The following is a 1,073-nucleotide window of genomic DNA, read 5'->3' on the forward strand; positions in this document are numbered from 1 at the left end:
GCAGCCAACGCGGAGCGCCTTTTGTGTTAATGTTTGAGCGACAGCGAGTAACACAAAAGACGCGTAGTGTTGGCTGTCGCTCTGCCGCAGCTTGTTAAGCGCTGCCCTAGATACCGAAGGTGGAACAAATAACATCGTTTAGTAGCTGCACATCACTTTCTCGGCTTTGCGAGCGATATTGTTCTGGGTTAGTGTTTACCCAGCTTGAAATCACCCTTGAGCCTCCGGCGGAGGACCCTGCCAGTTGGAAGGCAAAAATGTAATGCCCGGTCCAGCTTCGAACAAAATAAACCCACCCATTCTCTGAGTATACAAACCACTTGTCGTCCATACTCGTTGGTAAGTGGCCGCTCATTATTTTTTCGGCATCTGAATCCCAGAAAAAATTTGAATAGCCCAAATCTTCTGTTTCGATTGGTAAATTTTTAACTTTCCAATCTTCTTTTTTGACCACAATTCTTCCTTGACGCTTAACGCCCAGCGCAGGCGCAGCCAGCGCGGAGCGCATTTTGTGTTAATGTTTGAGCGCCAGCGAGTAACACAAAAGGTGCGTAGCGTTGGCTGTCGCTCTGCCGCTGTTTGTTATGTGCCTCGGGACATCTGACCAGTCGGCTTGCTCTTTAATTCACCAATATACTCGATTTCTATAATGCACCCATAGCTCTCAAGGGTTCCCGGCCACCTTGGTATTGACTTGAACTTAATACTCACTTCTAGGCCATCCTGAATCTTATCTCTCTGATCAATGCAGGGAATCAAAGACTGCATTCGAAATTTCACGCCCTCCACCTCAAAGGATGAATACCCGTTGTAGGTCCGAAGAGCTGAAACTTTTCCACTTACAAATTGTGTTGTCTCAGACTCAATGGCCCGATTTAGGCTGAAGTATTCATAGGTAGCTGCAGCTAGTGCAGGAAGCAGAAACAACCATCCTAAATACTTCAATTTCATACTCGAAAGTCATTCATAGACAACACATAACGCCGCGCTCAGCCGCAGCTTACTTTGGGCGCCTTGTTGCGCAAAATAGGAGCGGAGCGACCGCGCAACAAAGTGCACAAAGTAAGATGTCG

The 1,073-nt window shown here is 47.3% G+C and carries 1 protein-coding gene; it reads right to left on the reverse strand.

All coding sequences use genetic code 11. The features are described from left to right. Positions 1-106: 106 nt before the first annotated feature. Positions 107-508: a hypothetical protein gene (locus AU11_RS18350; protein WP_156035395.1), complete on the reverse strand. Its 402-nt coding sequence runs from the start codon at positions 506-508 to the stop codon at positions 107-109. Between the last annotated feature and the right edge of the window lie 565 nt (positions 509-1,073).

Source organism: Microbulbifer sp. HZ11 (assembly GCF_000708675.1).
Lineage (GTDB): Bacteria > Pseudomonadota > Gammaproteobacteria > Pseudomonadales > Cellvibrionaceae > Microbulbifer.

What these genes read in the sequence shown, in the direction of transcription:
- AU11_RS18350 (WP_156035395.1), bottom strand. Translation starts at nt 508, where the DNA reads ATGCGCTCCGCGCTGGCTGCGCCTGCGCTGGGCGTTAAGCGTCAAGGA.